The 2794-nt window shown below is 52.4% G+C and carries 1 rRNA gene; it reads right to left on the bottom strand.

Annotated features, from left to right (window positions below):
- Nucleotides 1-2 precede the first annotated feature (2 nt).
- Nucleotides 3-2794: ribosomal RNA gene (locus tag KVT27_RS22950) — 23S ribosomal RNA — on the bottom strand; the annotation flags it as partial.

The raw sequence follows: 2794 nt of genomic DNA, 5'->3' as shown, positions 1-2794 counted from the left end.
TTTTGGTTAAGTCCTCGATCGATTAGTATTCGTCAGCTCCATGTGTCACCACACTTCCACCTCGAACCTATCTACCTCATCGTCTTTGAGGGATCTTACTTACTTGCGTAATGGGAAATCTCATCTTGAGGGGGGCTTCATGCTTAGATGCTTTCAGCACTTATCCCGTCCACACATAGCTACCCAGCGATGCCTTTGGCAAGACAACTGGTACACCAGCGGTGTGTCCATCCCGGTCCTCTCGTACTAAGGACAGCTCCTCTCAAATTTCCTACGCCCACGACGGATAGGGACCGAACTGTCTCACGACGTTCTGAACCCAGCTCGCGTACCGCTTTAATGGGCGAACAGCCCAACCCTTGGGACCGACTACAGCCCCAGGATGCGATGAGCCGACATCGAGGTGCCAAACCTCCCCGTCGATGTGGACTCTTGGGGGAGATAAGCCTGTTATCCCCGGGGTAGCTTTTATCCGTTGAGCGATGGCCCTTCCATGCGGAACCACCGGATCACTAAGCCCGTCTTTCGACCCTGCTCGACTTGTAGGTCTCGCAGTCAAGCTCCCTTGTGCCTTTACACTCTACGAATGATTTCCAACCATTCTGAGGGAACCTTTGGGCGCCTCCGTTACCTTTTAGGAGGCGACCGCCCCAGTCAAACTGTCCGCCTGACACTGTCTCCTGCCCCGCTAAGGGGCATGGGTTAGAATTTCAATACAACCAGGGTAGTATCCCACCGACGCCTCCTTCGAAGCTGGCGCTCCGAGATCTCTGGCTCCTACCTATCCTGTACAAGTTGTACCAAAATTCAATATCAGGCTACAGTAAAGCTCCACGGGGTCTTTCCGTCCTGTCGCGGGTAACCTGCATCTTCACAGGTACTATAATTTCACCGAGTCTCTCGTTGAGACAGTGCCCAGATCGTTACGCCTTTCGTGCGGGTCGGAACTTACCCGACAAGGAATTTCGCTACCTTAGGACCGTTATAGTTACGGCCGCCGTTTACTGGGGCTTCAATTCGCAGCTTCGCTTGCGCTAACCACTCCTCTTAACCTTCCAGCACCGGGCAGGCGTCAGCCCCTATACGTCACCTTACGGTTTTGCAGAGACCTGTGTTTTTGCTAAACAGTCGCCTGGGCCTATTCACTGCGGCTCTCATGCGCTTGCACGCTCAAGAGCACCCCTTCTCCCGAAGTTACGGGGTCATTTTGCCGAGTTCCTTAACGAGAGTTCTCTCGCACACCTTAGGATTCTCTCCTCGACTACCTGTGTCGGTTTGCGGTACGGGCACCTCTCACCTCGATAGAGGCTTTTCTTGGCAGTGTGAAATCAGGAACTTCGTCCATACGGACTCGCCATCACAGCTCAACGTTATAGTGTGCGGATTTGCCTACACACACGCCTTACTGCTTGGACGCGCATAACCAACAGCGCGCTTACCCTATCCTACTGCGTCCCCCCATTTCTCAAACGGTGAGGAGGTGGTACAGGAATATCAACCTGTTGTCCATCGCCTACGCCTATCGGCCTCGGCTTAGGTCCCGACTAACCCTGAGCGGACGAGCCTTCCTCAGGAAACCTTAGTCATACGGTGGACGGGATTCTCACCCGTCTTTCGCTACTCATACCGGCATTCTCACTTCTAAGCGCTCCACCAGTCCTTCCGGTCTGACTTCAACGCACTTAGAACGCTCTCCTACCACTGACATCGTAGATGTCAATCCACAGCTTCGGTGAATCGTTTAGCCCCGATACATTTTCGGCGCAGCGTCACTCGACCAGTGAGCTATTACGCACTCTTTAAATGATGGCTGCTTCTAAGCCAACATCCTGGTTGTCTGTGCAACGCCACATCCTTTTCCACTTAACGATTACTTTGGGACCTTAGCTGGTGGTCTGGGCTGTTTCCCTTTTGACTACGGATCTTATCACTCGCAGTCTGACTCCCGTGTATAAATATCTGGCATTCGGAGTTTGTCTGAATTCGGTAAACCGGGATGGCCCCCTAGTCCAAACAGTGCTCTACCTCCAGTATTCTCATCACGAGGCTAGCCCTAAAGCTATTTCGGAGAGAACCAGCTATCTCCAAGTTCGATTGGAATTTCTCCGCTACCCACACCTCATCCCCGCACTTTTCAACGTGCGTGGGTTCGGGCCTCCAGTAAGTGTTACCTTACCTTCACCCTGGACATGGGTAGATCACCTGGTTTCGGGTCTACGACCACGTACTAATTCGCCCTATTCAGACTCGCTTTCGCTGCGGCTCCGCCTTCTAAAGCTTAACCTCGCACGTAATCGTAACTCGCCGGTTCATTCTACAAAAGGCACGCTATCACCCATTAACGGGCTCTAACTACTTGTAGGCACACGGTTTCAGGATCTCTTTCACTCCCCTTCCGGGGTGCTTTTCACCTTTCCCTCACGGTACTGGTTCACTATCGGTCACTAGGTAGTATTTAGCCTTGGGAGATGGTCCTCCCGGATTCCGACGGAATTTCACGTGTTCCGCCGTACTCAGGATCCACTCAGGAGGGAACGAACTTTCGACTACAGGGCTTTTACCTGCTCTGGCGGACCTTTCCAAGTCGCTTCATCTAACTCGCTCTTTTGTAACTCCGTATTGAGTGTCCTACAACCCCAAGAGGCAAGCCTCTTGGTTTGGGCTCTTCCCGTTTCGCTCGCCGCTACTCAGGGAATCGATTTTTCTTTCTCTTCCTCCAGGTACTTAGATGTTTCAGTTCCCTGGGTCTGCCTTCAAGACGCTATGTATTCACGTCAAGATACTACGCGATTAA

The sequence above is a fragment of the Lysinibacillus sp. GbtcB16 genome, assembly GCF_019091145.1.
GTDB classification, from domain to species: Bacteria; Bacillota; Bacilli; order Bacillales_A; family Planococcaceae; genus Lysinibacillus; species Lysinibacillus fusiformis.
This window is presented reverse-complemented; position numbering and strand designations above follow the sequence as displayed.